Here is a 336-nt window from a genome sequence, read left to right as displayed (position 1 = left end):
ACTCTATACCCCCCTGGGCAGTCTCGGCCTGTCGGCCGCCGCGGCCGTCATCCCGATCGTGTTCTTCTTCCTCGCCCTGGCGGTATTCCGCCTCAAGGGCCACATCGCCGGCAGCATCACCCTGGCGCTGGCCATCGCGGTGGCCATCTTCGCCTTCCACATGCCCGCCGACATGGCCTTCGCCGCCGCCGGCTACGGCTTCCTCTACGGTCTCTGGCCGATCGCCTGGATCATCGTCGCCGCGGTCTTCCTCTACAAACTGACGGTGAAGAGCGGCCAGTTCGAGGTGATCCGCAGCTCGGTGCTGTCGATTACCGGCGACCAGCGCCTGCAGGT

At 66.4% G+C, this 336-nt stretch carries 1 protein-coding gene; it reads left to right on the top strand.

The window, feature by feature from the left end; all coding sequences use genetic code 11:
• Positions 1-336, top strand: a 336-nt coding sequence (locus tag ACLJNW_RS23885) for an L-lactate permease (RefSeq protein ID WP_410961179.1), incomplete at both ends; no start/stop codon positions are given.

Source organism: Salmonella sp. SAL4457, from assembly GCF_046548235.1.
Lineage (GTDB): Bacteria > Pseudomonadota > Gammaproteobacteria > Enterobacterales > Enterobacteriaceae > Salmonella > Salmonella enterica.
Note: the sequence above shows the minus strand (reverse complement) of the source record. Positions and strands in the feature narration are given on the sequence as shown.